General features: G+C 40.8%; 13 protein-coding genes, 1 pseudogene and 1 riboswitch. Of the genes and pseudogenes, 11 read left to right on the top strand and 3 right to left on the bottom strand.

Going from position 1 to position 14991, the window contains the following annotated elements; genetic code table 11:
* Positions 1-32: 32 nt before the first annotated feature.
* The 8 genes and pseudogenes from JOC74_RS11830 to JOC74_RS11795 all read left to right on the top strand — a co-directional run bounded on the left by JOC74_RS11830 (position 33) and on the right by JOC74_RS11795 (position 9300).
* Positions 33-1517: a helix-turn-helix domain-containing protein gene (locus JOC74_RS11830; RefSeq protein ID WP_053604769.1), complete on the top strand. Its 1485-nt coding sequence runs from the start codon at positions 33-35 to the stop codon at positions 1515-1517.
* Between the two features lie 160 nt (positions 1518-1677).
* A complete protein-coding gene (gene hutU / locus JOC74_RS11825) occupies positions 1678-3345 on the top strand; it encodes a urocanate hydratase (protein ID WP_053604768.1) in 1668 nt (555 codons plus the stop codon).
* 12 nt (positions 3346-3357) lie between these two features.
* Entirely contained in the window at positions 3358-4632 is a 1275-nt protein-coding gene (gene hutI / locus JOC74_RS11820; protein ID WP_053604767.1) for an imidazolonepropionase, read from the top strand.
* 16 nt (positions 4633-4648) lie between these two features.
* Positions 4649-5979 (top strand): annotated as a pseudogene (locus JOC74_RS11815) (YjiH family protein).
* Between the two features lie 27 nt (positions 5980-6006).
* Positions 6007-7278 (top strand): Zn-dependent hydrolase, encoded by a 1272-nt coding sequence (locus JOC74_RS11810; protein ID WP_053604765.1) that lies wholly within the window; start codon positions 6007-6009, stop codon positions 7276-7278.
* On the top strand, positions 7278-8594 hold the full coding sequence (locus JOC74_RS11805; protein ID WP_053604764.1) for an amidohydrolase family protein: 1317 nt from the start codon (positions 7278-7280) through the stop codon (positions 8592-8594). Before JOC74_RS11810 ends, JOC74_RS11805 begins: the two co-directional genes overlap by 1 nt.
* 85 nt (positions 8595-8679) lie before the next feature.
* Positions 8680-8904, top strand: coding sequence for a hypothetical protein (locus JOC74_RS11800; protein WP_211086155.1), 225 nt, complete (start codon positions 8680-8682; stop codon positions 8902-8904).
* Between the two features lie 189 nt (positions 8905-9093).
* Complete coding sequence (locus JOC74_RS11795) at positions 9094-9300, top strand: hypothetical protein (protein ID WP_053604762.1); 207 nt, start codon at positions 9094-9096, stop codon at positions 9298-9300.
* Positions 9301-9441: 141 nt separating this feature from the next.
* Here the strand turns inward: JOC74_RS11795 and JOC74_RS11790 are convergent, their stop codons facing one another.
* The gene (locus tag JOC74_RS11790; protein WP_053604761.1) at positions 9442-10065 is read right to left on the bottom strand and encodes an HAD-IA family hydrolase; all 624 of its coding nucleotides are present in this window, start codon (positions 10063-10065) and stop codon (positions 9442-9444) included.
* 598 nt (positions 10066-10663) lie between these two features.
* Here JOC74_RS11790 and JOC74_RS11785 point away from each other — a divergent pair.
* Positions 10664-10867, top strand: a complete 204-nt coding sequence (locus tag JOC74_RS11785; protein WP_053604760.1) for a hypothetical protein — start codon at positions 10664-10666, stop codon at positions 10865-10867.
* 316 nt (positions 10868-11183) lie between these two features.
* On the opposite strand, the gene JOC74_RS11780 is transcribed toward JOC74_RS11785, so the two are convergent.
* Together JOC74_RS11780 and JOC74_RS11775 are read right to left on the bottom strand one after the other, a co-directional pair.
* Complete coding sequence (locus tag JOC74_RS11780) at positions 11184-11462, bottom strand: YbyB family protein (protein ID WP_053604759.1); 279 nt, start codon at positions 11460-11462, stop codon at positions 11184-11186.
* A gap of 117 nt (positions 11463-11579) precedes the next feature.
* Complete coding sequence (locus JOC74_RS11775; RefSeq protein WP_053604758.1) at positions 11580-12773, bottom strand: purine nucleoside transport protein NupG; 1194 nt, start codon at positions 12771-12773, stop codon at positions 11580-11582.
* Positions 12774-12904: 131 nt separating this feature from the next.
* Positions 12905-13006, bottom strand: a riboswitch (purine riboswitch).
* 169 nt (positions 13007-13175) lie between these two features.
* On the opposite strand from JOC74_RS11775, the gene JOC74_RS11770 reads away from it, so the two are divergent.
* On the top strand, positions 13176-13325 hold the full coding sequence (locus JOC74_RS11770; protein ID WP_158320315.1) for a hypothetical protein: 150 nt from the start codon (positions 13176-13178) through the stop codon (positions 13323-13325).
* A gap of 253 nt (positions 13326-13578) precedes the next feature.
* Positions 13579-14643, top strand: coding sequence for a dual-specificity RNA methyltransferase RlmN (rlmN, locus tag JOC74_RS11765; RefSeq protein ID WP_053604757.1), 1065 nt, complete (start codon positions 13579-13581; stop codon positions 14641-14643).
* Positions 14644-14991 lie beyond the last annotated feature (348 nt).

Raw genomic sequence — 14991 nt, 5'->3', positions numbered from 1 at the left:
TATTTCAATAAAACGGCCGAAAGGAGAATTGTATGGTTACCTTGCTTATAGCAGATAGAGATCCTAATGAATGTATCGGTATTGAATGGCTCGTTAAAAACTATTCGATTGGGTTTGAGCGGCAATATCTGGTTCATACGATGGATGATTTAGTAAAGACGATTGAAGAGGACAATCCGTCTGTTCTTTGTTTAGAAATTGATTTAGTACCGGCCTCACAATTCGAAACGGTCAAGAGATTAATCCAGCGATATGCGATCAAAACGATTGTTGTAACAGCGGAGGCTACATTTGAAAGAGCATTGCAGGCATTAGAGGTGAGGGCCTATGAATTTTGGGTCAAACCGTTTTCCTTGGAAAAGGTAAAAAAGACACTGCAATCAGTCTATCGACAATCGAAGACGCCAAAAAGGAATAGCGTTCTAATCGAAACAAATCAAAATCCGATTGGATACAATCATTTGCTGCAGAAGAATGATAAAACAAGAGGAATAAAATTTGTTAGTCTGCTTCAAATGAATAAAAGCCGCTTAGCGGATCTTCATCGGTTCTTAAAAGAATACCCGTTTCCTTCATCGGTTGCGATTTTGCCATTGAGTGAAATGATTGCTGTTGTACATACGGATAATAACCTGGATGCAGCAGATGTTTATCAGGAGCTGAGAACGATTTTAAGAGAGTGGAATGAAAGGTATCAAGAAGCGGTAACGATCGTCCTTTACTACTCAAAAAATACCTCCATTTCACTTCACGAAAAATATTTGAATGCATTGAATGCGTTTGAAATCCGTTTTTTTCAAGGGAACCGTGACATCACGCTAATTGAAGACGATGTGAAATGGGAAACGATTGATCCCTTCCTCACCTCCTCAGAACAAAGGGCATGGATTGAGATGTTGAACAATAAAGATAAAGAGAGCATTAAACACTGGATGTATCAGCAATTTCTCAACATCAAAGAGCCATATCCGAGCCCTGGATTACTTCGAATTCGCTTAACAAGCATTTTAGCGCAAATCCGCCGCTTTATGAAAAACTTTCATTTGGACACGGTAAATCCGTTTGAAATGTCGTATCAGAAGGTATTTCAATCGATCTTATATGAGACAGTCTTGTACCGAATTGTTCAGGATTTGCTTTTATTTGTCTATGAAGTCATTGACGGTGTGAGCCTCCAGCAGCAAAAAGCAACAACAGATATTGTGGAACAAGCGATACATTATATCCAAACCCATTATAAAAATCCGAATCTTTCCTTAGAGAATGTGGCCAATTTTGTGGATAGAAGCTCCTCATATACGAGTCATATACTGGCGAAACGATTAGGGACCAATTTTCGGGAACTGGTCAATCAGATGAGAATGAAGGAAGCGGAAAAGCTGCTTCTAGGAAGCAACATGGGCATCCAGCAGATCTCTTATGAAATAGGTTTTCGGAATGCTAATTATTTCAGCCGCGTATTTAAACAAAAGCACAATACAACGCCCAGAGAATTCAAAGCGAAAAAAAGCATCTGAATCGAAAAAAAATGCTATAAATACAAAAATAAATGCTAATAATAGTGATCTGATCGAAAAAGATTATCTTAATTTCAAAACTTCTATTCTATTTTTCTGAGGCGATTCTTATTAAAATAAAATAAATAATCAGAAAATTCCAAAGAGTAGGAGGATTAATATGGATCAAATCAATGAAAAAAAAGAGGTCAAACAATACAAAGGCTTTGAGCTGCATTCAAAGGGCTGGATTCAGGAAGCAGCGCTCAGGATGCTAAATAATAATTTGCACCCAAATGTAGCTGAAAATCCGGATGAGCTCATTGTATATGGTGGAATTGGAAAAGCCGCAAGAAATTGGGCGTGCTACGAAGCAATCGTGGAAACCCTTCAGTCTTTAGAAAATGATGAAACGCTCCTTGTGCAATCAGGAAAACCGGTTGCCGTCTTTCGGTCTCATGAGGATGCCCCCCGTGTGCTGATCGCAAACTCTAATTTAGTTCCGGCTTGGGCCAATTGGGATCACTTTCATGAATTGGATAAAAAGGGACTCATGATGTACGGACAAATGACAGCCGGAAGCTGGATTTATATCGGGAGCCAGGGGATTATTCAAGGAACGTATGAAACCTTTGCCGAATGTGCCCGCCAGCACTTTCACGGGAGTTTAAAAGGAACAATTACGGTAACAGCAGGACTCGGAGGGATGAGCGGTGCGCAGCCGCTTGCCATTTCGTTAGCTGGCGGTGTATCGATCTGCATTGAAGTCGATCGTTCCAGAATTAAACGGCGTCTCGATACCAAATATTTAAACACGATGACTGAAGACCTGCAGGAAGCTATCAACATGGCACTTGAAGCAAAGCAATCAGGAAAAGCGATCTCCATCGGCTTGCTTGGAAACGCGGCGGAAGTTTTAAATGAAATGACAGAGCTTGGATTTACTCCTGATATTTTAACAGACCAAACCTCTGCTCATGATCCTTTAAATGGATATATTCCTATCGGTTATTCATTAGAGGAGGCGGAGAACTTGCGAAAAACGGACGGAAAAACCTACATTTCTAAGGCGAAGCAAAGCATTAAGGAGCACGTTCTTGCAATGCTGAAAATGAAGGAACAGGGAGCCGTTACATTTGACTACGGAAACAACATCCGCCAGGTGGCAAAGGATGAAGGAGTCGAAAATGCCTTTGATTTTCCCGGGTTTGTGCCTGCATACATCAGGCCGCAATTCTGCGAGGGAAAAGGGCCTTTCAGATGGGCAGCTTTATCAGGGGACCCTGAAGATATTTATAAAACGGATGAGGTTATTTTAAAAGAGTTCGCTGAGAACACTCATTTGTGCAACTGGATTAAAATGGCGAGGGAAAGAATCGAATTTCAGGGACTTCCTTCCCGAATTTGCTGGCTTGGTTACGGAGAACGAGCGAAATTTGGAAAAATCATTAATGAGATGGTTGCTTCTGGTGAACTGTCAGCACCAATCGTCATTGGCCGTGATCACTTGGATTCCGGTTCCGTCGCTTCGCCAAACCGGGAAACTGAAGCGATGAAGGACGGAAGTGACGCCGTTTCCGATTGGCCGATATTAAATGCGTTAATCAATAGTGTCGGGGGAGCAAGCTGGGTGTCAGTCCATCACGGCGGGGGTGTCGGCATGGGTTATTCGCTTCATGCGGGCATGGTCATTGTAGCAGATGGAACGGAAGCTGCAGCGAAGCGGATCGAACGTGTGCTTACAACAGATCCGGGAATGGGGATCGTCCGCCATGCCGATGCCGGCTACGAAACAGCCGTTCAATCAGCAAAAGAACACGGAATCCATATCCCGATGATTACGAAATAGGAGGCTGCTAATATGACAAAGCCACTCTTTATTCGCCGCGCAAGCCAGCTTGCCACTTTAAAAGGGTCTTCGCAAAAACCGCTTGCCGGAGATCAAATGAAGGATTTGCGGATCGTCGAAGGCGGGTCACTATGGATTGAAGACGGAGTCATTATTTCTGTCGGAGCGGATGAAGAACTCGCTGCAAAGCACAGATCCCAGCTTCAAAACGCAGAACTCATCGATGCGGATGGCTGCCTTGTCACACCTGGACTTGTAGACCCGCATACCCATTTGGTGTTTGCCGGCACTCGGGAAGATGAATTTGATATGCGTTTAAATGGGGCAACCTATATGGAAATTATGAATAGTGGCGGGGGAATTTACGCAACGACAAAGGCGACCCAGGAAGCTTCAGAAGAACTGCTGTACAAAGAAAGCGCAGCTAGGTTGGACCAGTTTCTTCTTCAGGGCGTAACGACGGTGGAAGCAAAAAGCGGATATGGATTGAATCTTGAAACCGAATTAAAACAGCTTCGCGTCGCACAAAGGCTCCAAAACGAGCATGCCGTCGATCTCGTCAGCACCTTTATGGGGGCGCATGCCATCCCCCGTGAGTACAAAGAAAATCCGGATGCATTTGTCGACCTTATCATTCATGAGATGATTCCGAAAGTAGCCGAGCTGGGTCTTGCCGAATTTAATGATGTGTTTTGTGAACATGGCGTGTTTACTCCTGCTCAGTCAAAGCGAATTTTGGAAGCAGGACTGGATCATGGACTCCATCCTAAAATCCACGCGGACGAAATTGAACCTTATGAAGGTGCAGAATTAGCAGCAGAGGTCGGAGCTGTCTCAGCTGACCATCTTCTGAAAGCGTCAGATAAAGGAATCAAAAGGATGGCGGAAAAAGGAGTCATCGCGACGCTTTTGCCGGGCACCGCTTTTTTCTTGATGGCTGAATCAGCGAATGGCAGAAAAATGATTGATACAGGGGTCCCTGTTGCTTTATCGACGGATTGCAATCCAGGTTCTTCCCCGACGCTTTCCCAGCAGCTCATAATGAATCTGGGCTGTGTCAAAATGGGGATGACACCTGCAGAGGTGCTGGCAGCGGCAACGATTAATGCGGCGCATGCGATTAAGCGGGGGCATCTGGTCGGCAGTCTCGAGGAAGGCAAACAAGCGGACGTAGTTATCTTTGATTTGCCAAATTACAAGAGGCTCCAATACCAATATGGAGTGAATCATGTGAAGCGCGTGATTAAAAAAGGGAGAACAGTGGTTCATCAAGGAAGATTAGTGTAGAAAGGAGAAATGAAAAATGGATGACCTGAACCTGGTAAAAGAAAAATCACAACTAACCAATGCCCTTGTCTCTTCTGTTTTACGATTTGTCGGCTACAGCCTGATCGGGATCTTTATTTTCTTTGTCCCGATTACGATTGGGGGCACTTCATCAATCCTTTTAGATCATATTGTAACCTGGATAAGAACTTCATTTTCCGGAGCAGTTCCATACTATGCCCTCCTTGTCGTGGTAGCAGGTGCAGCGCATCCATTCCTGAATAAAAGCTGGAATAAAGATCGTATCAGTATTATTTTTTCAATATTAAAAATTTTGGGTGTTTTACCAACATTCATGATGGTCTTTCATTTAGGACCGGCTTGGCTTATGCAGCCTGATATCGGTCCATTTCTTTTTGAAAAGCTTGTCATCCCCGTAAGCTTGCTTGTCCCGGTAGGGTCGGTTTGTTTAGCCGTTTTGGTCGGATATGGATTGTTGGAGTTTATTGGAGTACTGCTTCAACGAGTGATGAGACCAGTATGGAAAACACCTGGCCGGTCAGCAATTGACGCCGTCGCATCGTTTGTGGGCAGCTATTCAATCGGACTGCTTATTACAAATCGTCTTTTTAAAGAAGGAAAATATACCATTAAAGAAGCTGCCATTATTGCTACCGGTTTTTCTACCGTGTCTGTTACCTTCATGGTGGTAATCGCAAAAACACTTGGACTAATGGAGTATTGGAATTTATATTTCTGGATTTCCTTAGCTGTAACATTTATTGTTACTGCAATCACTGTTCGTATTTGGCCGTTGAATAAAATGAGTGATGATTATTATCAAGGAGAAGGCGATCCGGAAATGATCGTTCGAAAACAAATTTTTCAGCATGCGTGGAAAAGTGCAATGACAACCGCTCAGCAAGCACCTTCTTTATGGAATCTGATCTGGTCGAATTTAAAAGACGGTTTTCTTATGACAATGAGTATTCTTCCATCGATAATGTCCATCGGGCTGTTAGGTCTGATATTAGCTGAGTTCACCCCGTTTTTTGATTGGCTAGGGCTTCTGTTCTTGCCGTTTACTTGGATCCTGCAATTACCGGAGCCATTTTTGGCAGCGAAAGCAGCTTCAGTAGAAATAGCAGAAATGTTTTTGCCAGCTTTGATTGTTGTCGACGCTCCGATCATTACAAAATTTGTCACGGTGTCGTTTCTGTATCAGCGATATTGTTTTTCTCTGCCTCGATTCCATGTATGTTGGCAACAGATATTCCATTCAAAATCCGGGATTTACTATTCATTTGGTTTGAAAGAACGGTGTTAACCCTTCTTATTGTAACACCGATAGCCTATCTTTTTTTCTAAAAATCCAAACAGCAGGTGATCATTATAATGGAATCTACTAAACTTCGTATACAGCCAGACCGTTTACAGAAAAGTATCGAGAAGCTAGCATCGTTTGGGAGAAATGAGCAGGGAGGACTAGATCGAACCACATTTACGCCTGCGGAATTGGAAGCGAGAGATTGGTTAAAACAAGAGCTTCAGTCGCTCGGCCTTGATGTCGTCGTTGACCAGGCGGCAAACATTTGGGGAAAGCGTCCTGGACGTGAAAGCGGACTGCCAGCGATTGCGTTCGGCTCCCATATTGATACCGTTCCAAATGGCGGGAAGTATGATGGTGCACTCGGTGTTTTGCTTGCGTTGGAAGTAATGAAAGTTTTGCAGGAAAATCATCTAACTACTCGCCATCCGTTAGAATTGGTTTCCTTTAGCGCTGAGGAACCAAACCCCTTTGGCTTATCGACATTCGGCAGCAGGGCGATTACGAAAAAATTAACGAAAAAAGACATTGAAGGAGTTAAAAATACGGATGGAGAGCTTTTGACTTCCGCGCTCAAACGCGCCGGCGGCGATCCTGAACTTTTTGAAGAAGCAGCCCGCGATCCAAAGGAGCTAACCGCATTTCTCGAGGTTCATATTGAACAAGGAAAAAGGCTGATCAATGAAGGCATTCCGGTCGGTATCGTCACAGCAATCACTGGAATCTACCGGGAAGAAATCGTTGTTTTCGGTGAAGCGAATCATGCCGGTACGACGCTTATGAATGATCGTAAGGATGCCTTGGCAGCAGCTGCGGAGCTCATTTTAGCGCTTGAAGCCACTTGTAAAAACCATCCGAAAAACGAAGTCGTCGGGACTATCGGAACAATCGCTGTACAGCCGAATGCCGCCAACATTATCCCCAGGGAAGCAAGGCTGACGCTGGAAATTCGCGGCGAAACAAAAGAGCAAATTGAAGAGGTGCGATCGAAATGGCAGAGTCAATTGGAAGAAATAAAATCGAAACGCAGCGTTCGAATTGAGCAAAAGGTTCTCCTCGATCAACCTCCATCACCCATGAGTGAAGAGATTATCCAAGTGATGAAAGAGCAAGCTGACTCATTAGCATTGCCTTATTCTACTCTAGGAAGCATGGCGGGCCATGACGCGACTCATATGGCATCCATTACGAAAAGCAGCATGCTATTTGTACCGAGTATTGACGGGAAAAGCCATTGTCCTGAAGAAGAAAGTAAGCATGAGGATACTGAAAAAGTGGGCAATGTATTGCTTCAGACCATTCTAGCGTTAGATAAAAAAACTAGATTAGGAGGTTTATGATGGCGACATTATTTTGCGCAGCCAGGGTTTACACGAACGATACGTTTCAAAACGATCAAGCGATTTATGTTGAGGATGAAGAAATCAAAGAAATAGGTCCTAAAAAAAGCATGCTTGAAAAGTATAAAGGAGTACAAACGGTCGACTGGAGCCACAAAGCCATTCTGCCGGGTACGATTAATGCGCACAATCACTCCTTTCAAAGTCTTCTAAGGGGGATTGCTGCCGACCGGCCGTTTCTCGAATGGCGTGACGAAGCGCTTTATCGATATACTCCTTTACTGGACGAAGAAGCAATTTATACAGGAGCCTTATTTGCTTTTGGCGAAATGCTGAAATATGGCGCTACCACAGTCAGTGACTTTTTCTATGTGCATAATGGCGGAACGGCGACAGACGAGGCGGTCATTCAAGCGGCAAGGGATATAGGTATACGACTTGTGCTGGCGCGAACGATGTATGATTGGGACGGAGCGCCGACGAGCTATCTGGAAACGGTAGAAAAAGCGGTGGAGCGGACTAGAGCGTTAGCAAAAAAATACCAGGGCAGCGAAATGGTTCACATCCATCCGGCTCCCCACAGTCCGCACGGAGCATCACCGGAAATGATCAAAGCTGGCCACAGGTTGGCAAAAGAGCTCGATACGCCCTTTCATATTCATGTCGCAGAAGAAATGTTCGAGGTCGAGGAAACGTTAGAAAAATACGGCTTGAGACCTGTCCACTATTTGGATTCACTAGGAGTCGTCGATGAACGGATGCTTGCTATCCATCTGGTTTGGCTTGAGGACTCGGAGATTCAACTTCTTGGAAACAAAAACGCTTCTCTTGCTTATTGCCCATCCAGCAATATGTACCTATCAGACGGAGTAACTAACATTCCGGAGCTTCTCCAATCCGGAGTGCGAATTACGCTAGGTTCAGACGGTGCATGCAGCAACAATCGAATCAGCGTGTTTGAAGAAATGAGAATGTGCTCCTTGCTTCAAAAAGTAACAAAGCTGGATGGAACGTGCATTACTGCAAAGCAAGTATACGATATGGGAACAAAGACAGGTGCTGAGCTCTTGAGGCTTCCGGTCGGAGAACTAAAAGAAGGTTTGAAAGCGGATTTCGTCTCGGTTGATTTGAATGACCTGTCCCTTTCCCCGAAAACAGAGCTATTTGCCAACATCGTTTACTCCATGCAGCCGAATGCAATTAAGGATGTCGTCGTGAATGGAAAAACCATTGTAGAAAACGGCGCGCTGCAGAGCGTATCGGAGCAAAGTATTGTGAAACGGGTGGATGACTTGTTTGAGAAGTGGAATGTCTAAAACAGAATCTTAGTTTCTATAAATCAAAAAAAACTCAAATTGGGTACACGATAAAAATAAAGATCACAGTGCTGCTGAAAGTAAGATGGTTGTTGCAGTGAAGTCAAATAAAACCCAGGCTCCTGTACCTTTAAAATCTGAAATGCGTACAGAAGGTATTCCTTATGTTAAACAAATATTAGTTAAAGCACTTCGTTATGGTGGTCCTACCCTAGTAAACTTTATTAAAAAAATTCCATATAAATGGGCTCAAAAAGCTGGTGAAGCTTGTGCTAAGTTAAGTGGGGACATAAAGCGGCTGACGTTATAGATGAAATGACAGGTTTTAAGGAAACAGGGGTTACTTGGGCTTTAGTAGAACGCAGAACTGTAAATATATGATAAAAACTTGTGTCTTGACTTGAGCGAAAGTCTTCACAAAACTTTGATCTGCAAATTTTCATAGCCTTTTTTGTCAAACACTAATGTTTAAACCTATGTTGAAAGGGTGTGTGCAAAGTTGAATGAAACTGAAAACAAACGTGTTGACAATATGGATGAAAACATTGAGGAAATGTCACTAACGATTAAAGAAGCTGTTCAATATATTGGAGAATCATCTGTTGTTGTTCGTAACTGGATGCGAGAGCTGAAATCCCATATTCCTACTATACAAGGAGAGAACGCCAGCAGGTTGAGGGCGCAGCCTAGGAGGTTCGAATTCTAGTTTTTTCAACTCCGGAATAATATCATTTGCGATTGCAGCAGATACACAGAATGTAACCATCCAACAATTTGCTTCATTTTCTCTAGGTTAAGTAAAAAATAAAATGATCGCTAACAACAGAGTACAAATGAATAATATATGTCATAACTCCGAAACAATCTTTAAAATATCTGTGGGGTGTTGTGCAACATAGTCTGCACTATTTAAAAGTTTAATTGAATCGTACCCCCAAGTTACTGCAGCACAGCAAAGTTGATTCTTTTTAGCAGCTTTAATATCCCGTAGCTCATCACCGATATAAATAACGTCTTTTTTGTTTAACTTATTTCTTTTTAAAAAAGTGGAAATGTCTTTTGATTTAGAAAAAGGATTAAACGAATAATGAGTGTAATCAAACATGTTAATTGAATTACTTGTTAAAAACTGAGTCGTTACATCACGGGAGTTGGTTGTCAAAAATCCTAAACGGTACCCCCTTTGTTTTAGTTCATGAATCACCTCATTTATGCCGTCAACAGAGTTCAAATTAGGGATGTATTTTTGATACCTTTGTTTAATGGTTATCCCAAGACTTAGCAACTTGTGCATGGGGATGTTGAGTCTTTTAAATCTGTCAGTTATTGATAATGTACTTAAATATGCAACTTCCTCTTCGTTAATTTTTTTGTAACCCTTCTTTTCAGCAATTTCATTATAAATAGTAATTGCTAGAGATCTGGTATTTACAATAGTTCCGTTGAAATTAAAAAGTATAACTTTAGACATTATCATTCTCCTATCCAGATTTCATTTCACCTAATCGCACCATCAACATTTTTCCACGAAAATATTCTAATTTGAATTTATCGTATTACTTCAAATTTGTAAATAAAGCTATGTTCTTAAATATAAATCAAAAATTAAGCGCTTTATTTTGTTTTTATTTACTCAGTTCTTTTGATTGGCTGATATCTAATGAATATATGAAATCAAATGAGGAACTGCTCCAAAGGGGGATTTAGATGTAACTACTACTGCTTGGTTAGGTTCTGCATCGGACAGCAAGGACCTGCGTTATGAGCAATATGAGCAACTATATTTTTCAAAAATTATAAATTTTCTGTCAAAAGATGTTACACATGAGTTGGCGAACACAATTAATTGAATCATAATCATAAATGTGGGATCTACTAGAAAAATTTGAGAGAGGAGATAAGATGATGAGTAAAATTACATTGAAATAGCACCACCGTATAATTAGTGTTAAAGCTAAACTGATGATCCGGTATTCCGATGTTTCTTCTTGAAGTCAATTACCAAGTACTTTTGAGGAACTTTTTACGTGCCTTTTTAAAACAAATTTACCTATCTGGAGGAATGTGAAATGGAAAAAATGTGTATGGAAATGACGATGATGACATGTATGGAAAGGATGATGTGTGAAATGAATTGTATGAAGATGATGATGGATCAGATGGGTGACATGAACATGGAAATGAATATGGACATTGATCAAATGATGCCTAAAATGAAAGAGTGCGATGAAATGATGACATCTATGATGGACATGATGGTTAGCATGAAATGAAAGCGTTATAGCACATATGAAGGCACTTTATCCAAATAGGATAAGACGCCTTTATATTCACATTCCATTTTATAAAATAGGGAATTCGGGGTTTCCCGGACATTGTTGATGACGGTGCTGAAGCAAAGAGCGAGTGAAGCGCATTATATTGGGTTTATGCGGTAGCTGAAAGATGAGCGCATCGCGGCTTTTGGACGCTTGATCTATGATATTGGCTATGAGGAGATATCGTTTTATTGAGTAAAACTATTGCACAAAAGAGCTCAAAAAAAACGACCCGCAACCGGCTAAGCGGTCACCGAGTCACTTCATTCTATTATTTCTTCTTTTTATCATAATATTGGACAGGATACATGGAGCCTTCAGAAACCATTTTGTTATCTTCAATATCTTTGGAATCAGGGTTTCCTGCTTTGTCTACTGGGAACGAGTCTAATTGTTTCTTATTTGTGATTTTTGAGATTTCAGATTTCATTCTTCCGATCAAACCTTTTACTTTTTGGCGGTTCGTTTTATCTTTTAACCAATAGGATGTGACAACTCCAGCACCAATTGTTGATACGGCAACGGTTGAAATTAGCGTTTTCTGTTTCATCACGATCTCTCCTTTTTTGGTTCTGGTTTTTAGATAATATTCCCGCGATTATCTTTATTAAACATAGCGAACAAAAGACACACCGCCTTATACGACGATGTGTCCTTTTTGATAATATTACCAGACAAACAATCCGACCATTGCTGCACTTAATAAGGATACGGCAATTCCGCTGACAAAAAGCTTCCACACATTTTTGCCGATGATAGCCGATTTTTCTCCGCTCAATACGGAGTTATACGTTCCGTAAATCATACCGACAGTGCTGAAGTTCGCAAATGATGTTAAGAATGTAGTAGCTACTGCGATTGTATGAGGCGGGAGTGAATCCAGCTGCGTTTTTAAATCGCTCATGGCAATAAATTCATTTGTGGCGAGTTTGATTCCCATTAGCTGTGCAACATACATGGCATCATGACCTGTTAGTCCAAGTAATACGGCAAATGGGCTGAATATATAGGAGAAGATGCTCTGTATAGTTAGCCCTTGTATAAATAAACCTAAAATTCCATTAAGCGCTGCAGTTAATGCCACGTAACCGATTACCATAGCCAGGATGACAATTACCATGTTCATTCCAACTAACATGCTGTTGGAAATGGTCGAGAAGAAATCTTTTTTCTCTTCTTTCGGTGGTACATAAACGATGTCTTCTTCTTTTGTCACGTCAACCGGATTTAAGATATTCGCTATGATAAGCGCATTTAAGCAATTTAATGGTATGGCAGTAAACACATATGTGGCAGGTACCATGGCTAAATAAGAACCAATAATTGATCCGCTGATGCTGCTCATACTCATCAGTCCAAACGTAAGCAAACGTCTGTCATTGACTGCTGATAGTTGTTGGCGAATAACAGCTAGTGCTTCTGTATTCCCAAGAAACATCATTTGAATCGAGAAAAAACTCTCTAACTTCGGTAATCGAGAAGCTTTTGAAATCACCCAGCCTATTTTGTCAATAATCCATGGTAAAATACCGAAATAAGATAAAATATCAAAGAATGTGACTACAAAAATGATCGGAAGCAATGCGCTAAAGAAAAAGTCAACGGTTGGGTTAGCCATGGCCGATGGGAAGGCAAAAGAAATTCCTTCGCTTGCACATTCTACCAGCCAAGTGAAGAATGAACCAATCTGATTAATGACCCAGCTGCCGATCTTTGTTCCTAACATAAACCATGTGATAAGCAATTCGAGAACAATTAACGATAAGATTGGTCTCCACTTTACTTTCTTCTTGTAAGGAGAAAATAAGTAAACCACTGCCGTGACAACAATTAGTCCTAAAATATTCAATAAAAAGTACATAAAAGCAACTCCCAGCTATATTTTTGACAAACAAAAAAACTCTTATCTTCCACGGATCCTAACAAAAAACAGAAAGCGTGAAAAATAAGAGCAACAAGAAACGAATAGGACAATACATTCCTTTTATTGTTCATTTATCCAAACTTTTCTGTAGTCTAGTCATTTACGGTTACTAGGTAGAAACGATCAGTCCATATTACCGATCATATACAGAAACAATATTAATTTTATGAAACAGGTGTATTTTAACTTGGGAAATTTCAAAAATCAACCTTATGAGACGTTTTCAAAATAGTCTATTTTTCGTAATAAAGAGCTGAGTAAGTTTTTTGTTAGCCCGCTGGTTATTTATAAACACTCCATAGTTTTTTTCATCATATGAAACATTATGGAGGTGATACGATGAAACCTGACTTTGAAAACGGCGCTTCTCACGTTTGGTATCCAGCTTCAACGGAAGATATTTCCGTTGAACAAGAAGAAGTAAATGAGGTTGAAGAAGAATCGTTACCATCCGACGAACCTAAAGGGCCTTTCCTGAATTGGCTTTAATTCGCTCCGAATGTCAATATGTAAAACCGGCCATCATAAGAATAGGCTGGTTTTATTTCTTTTTTCACGATCCAAAAGATTGCATCGTTCAGTCTTCTGTTCTATGATGGTACAAGCTGTGTTTTAATTTATATTCTGCATAAACGTGCGTGATATTATAAATGTTTTCCAAATTTTAAAATGAGTTGTCAAATTGTTATACTATCAGTAGGCTGTAATTATCGTGTGAAAATATTTAAAAAGAGGGTTACTAATGAGTAAAACATCTATTTACGGATTGACATTAGATCAATTGACTTCTTGGCTTGTGGAGCATGGACAGAAAAAATTCCGTGCACAGCAGGTTTGGGATTGGCTATATGTAAAACGGGTTACGGAATTTTCGGAAATGATAAATGTGAATAAAGACTGTATTCAGTTATTAGAAGAGCATTTTGTATTGCACACATTAAAGCAAGAAGTTAAACAATCATCAGCTGACGGAACTGTGAAATTTTTATTTAACTTGACGGATGGCAACCTGATTGAAACGGTATTAATGAGGCATAAATACGGCTTGTCGGTTTGTGTGACCACACAAGTAGGGTGTAACATTGGCTGTACGTTTTGTGCAAGCGGTTTGTTGAAAAAAAGCCGTGATTTATCCGGCGGGGAAATCGTGGAGCAGATTATGAATGTTCAGCACCATTTAGACGAAGCGGGACAAGGGGAAAGAGTTAGTCACGTTGTAGTGATGGGGATTGGCGAGCCATTTGATAACTTTGAGAACATGGTCGACTTTTTGCATATCATTAATTCCCAAAAAGGGTTGGGCATTGGCGCCCGCCATATTACAGTGTCTACGAGCGGCCTTGCCAATAAGATTTATGAATTTGCTGATTTGAATATTCAAGTGAACCTTGCGATTTCGCTGCATGCACCGAACAACGAGCTGCGCACACGGATTATGAAAATCAACCGTGCTTATCCGCTCGAAAAATTAATGCCGGCAATCGATTACTATTTAGAAAAAACAAACCGAAGAATTACATTTGAATATATTCTGCTTAAGGATGTCAATGATCATAAGGAAGAAGCCTTACAGCTTGCTTCACTTCTCGGCGACAAACGCCATCTTGCGTACGTAAACTTAATTCCATACAATCCTGTATACGAGCATGACCAATATCAAAGAAGTGATAAAGAAGCGATATTGGCGTTTTATGACACGCTTAAAAAGAAAGGCATAAATTGTGTCGTCCGCCAGGAGCACGGAACCGATATTGATGCCGCATGCGGACAATTACGAAGCAAACAAATAAAAAAGACCAAAGCTTGAACGTGATCATTTTGGGAAAAACGTGTTGATTTAGACACGTTTTTTCTTTTTTTCTCACAAATCTTTAGTCGTAGTCAGGCTGTTGTAATATTGCTCCTTAAACTCCATTGGCGAAAGGCGGATAAACTTTTTAAACATTCGATTAAAGTGGGCTAATCAGACTGCGGAAATGGCAGAAAACTACTTACTTAAATATAGTTAAACTATAAGGTTGTCGAAGAAACCTTCGGCAGTTTTTTTATATTTTGAAAGTAAATAATCGCGTAAAAATACCGATCAATAGAACAAGCCGGAGGGGAAAATTTATTATAATAGTAAAAGCTAGCCTCTATTAAAAACCAAGCAAGG

It is taken from the genome of Bacillus capparidis (assembly GCF_017832095.1).
GTDB classification, from domain to species: Bacteria; Bacillota; Bacilli; order Bacillales; family Bacillaceae; genus Bacillus; species Bacillus gobiensis.
The sequence above is the reverse complement of the archived record's forward strand: the minus strand, read 5'-3'. Positions and strand labels throughout refer to the sequence as shown.

Coding starts and splice junctions, on each gene's coding strand:
- JOC74_RS11830 (WP_053604769.1), top strand. CDS start 33: ATGGTTACCTTGCTTATAGCAGATAGAGATCCTAATGAATGTATCGGT.
- hutU (WP_053604768.1), top strand. CDS start 1,678: ATGGATCAAATCAATGAAAAAAAAGAGGTCAAACAATACAAAGGCTTT.
- hutI (WP_053604767.1), top strand. CDS start 3,358: ATGACAAAGCCACTCTTTATTCGCCGCGCAAGCCAGCTTGCCACTTTA.
- JOC74_RS11810 (WP_053604765.1), top strand. CDS start 6,007: ATGGAATCTACTAAACTTCGTATACAGCCAGACCGTTTACAGAAAAGT.
- JOC74_RS11805 (WP_053604764.1), top strand. CDS start 7,278: ATGGCGACATTATTTTGCGCAGCCAGGGTTTACACGAACGATACGTTT.
- JOC74_RS11800 (WP_211086155.1), top strand. CDS start 8,680: ATGGTTGTTGCAGTGAAGTCAAATAAAACCCAGGCTCCTGTACCTTTA.
- JOC74_RS11790 (WP_053604761.1), bottom strand. CDS start 10,065: ATGTCTAAAGTTATACTTTTTAATTTCAACGGAACTATTGTAAATACC.
- JOC74_RS11785 (WP_053604760.1), top strand. CDS start 10,664: ATGGAAAAAATGTGTATGGAAATGACGATGATGACATGTATGGAAAGG.
- JOC74_RS11780 (WP_053604759.1), bottom strand. CDS start 11,462: ATGAAACAGAAAACGCTAATTTCAACCGTTGCCGTATCAACAATTGGT.
- JOC74_RS11775 (WP_053604758.1), bottom strand. CDS start 12,773: ATGTACTTTTTATTGAATATTTTAGGACTAATTGTTGTCACGGCAGTG.
- JOC74_RS11770 (WP_158320315.1), top strand. CDS start 13,176: ATGAAACCTGACTTTGAAAACGGCGCTTCTCACGTTTGGTATCCAGCT.
- rlmN (WP_053604757.1), top strand. CDS start 13,579: ATGAGTAAAACATCTATTTACGGATTGACATTAGATCAATTGACTTCT.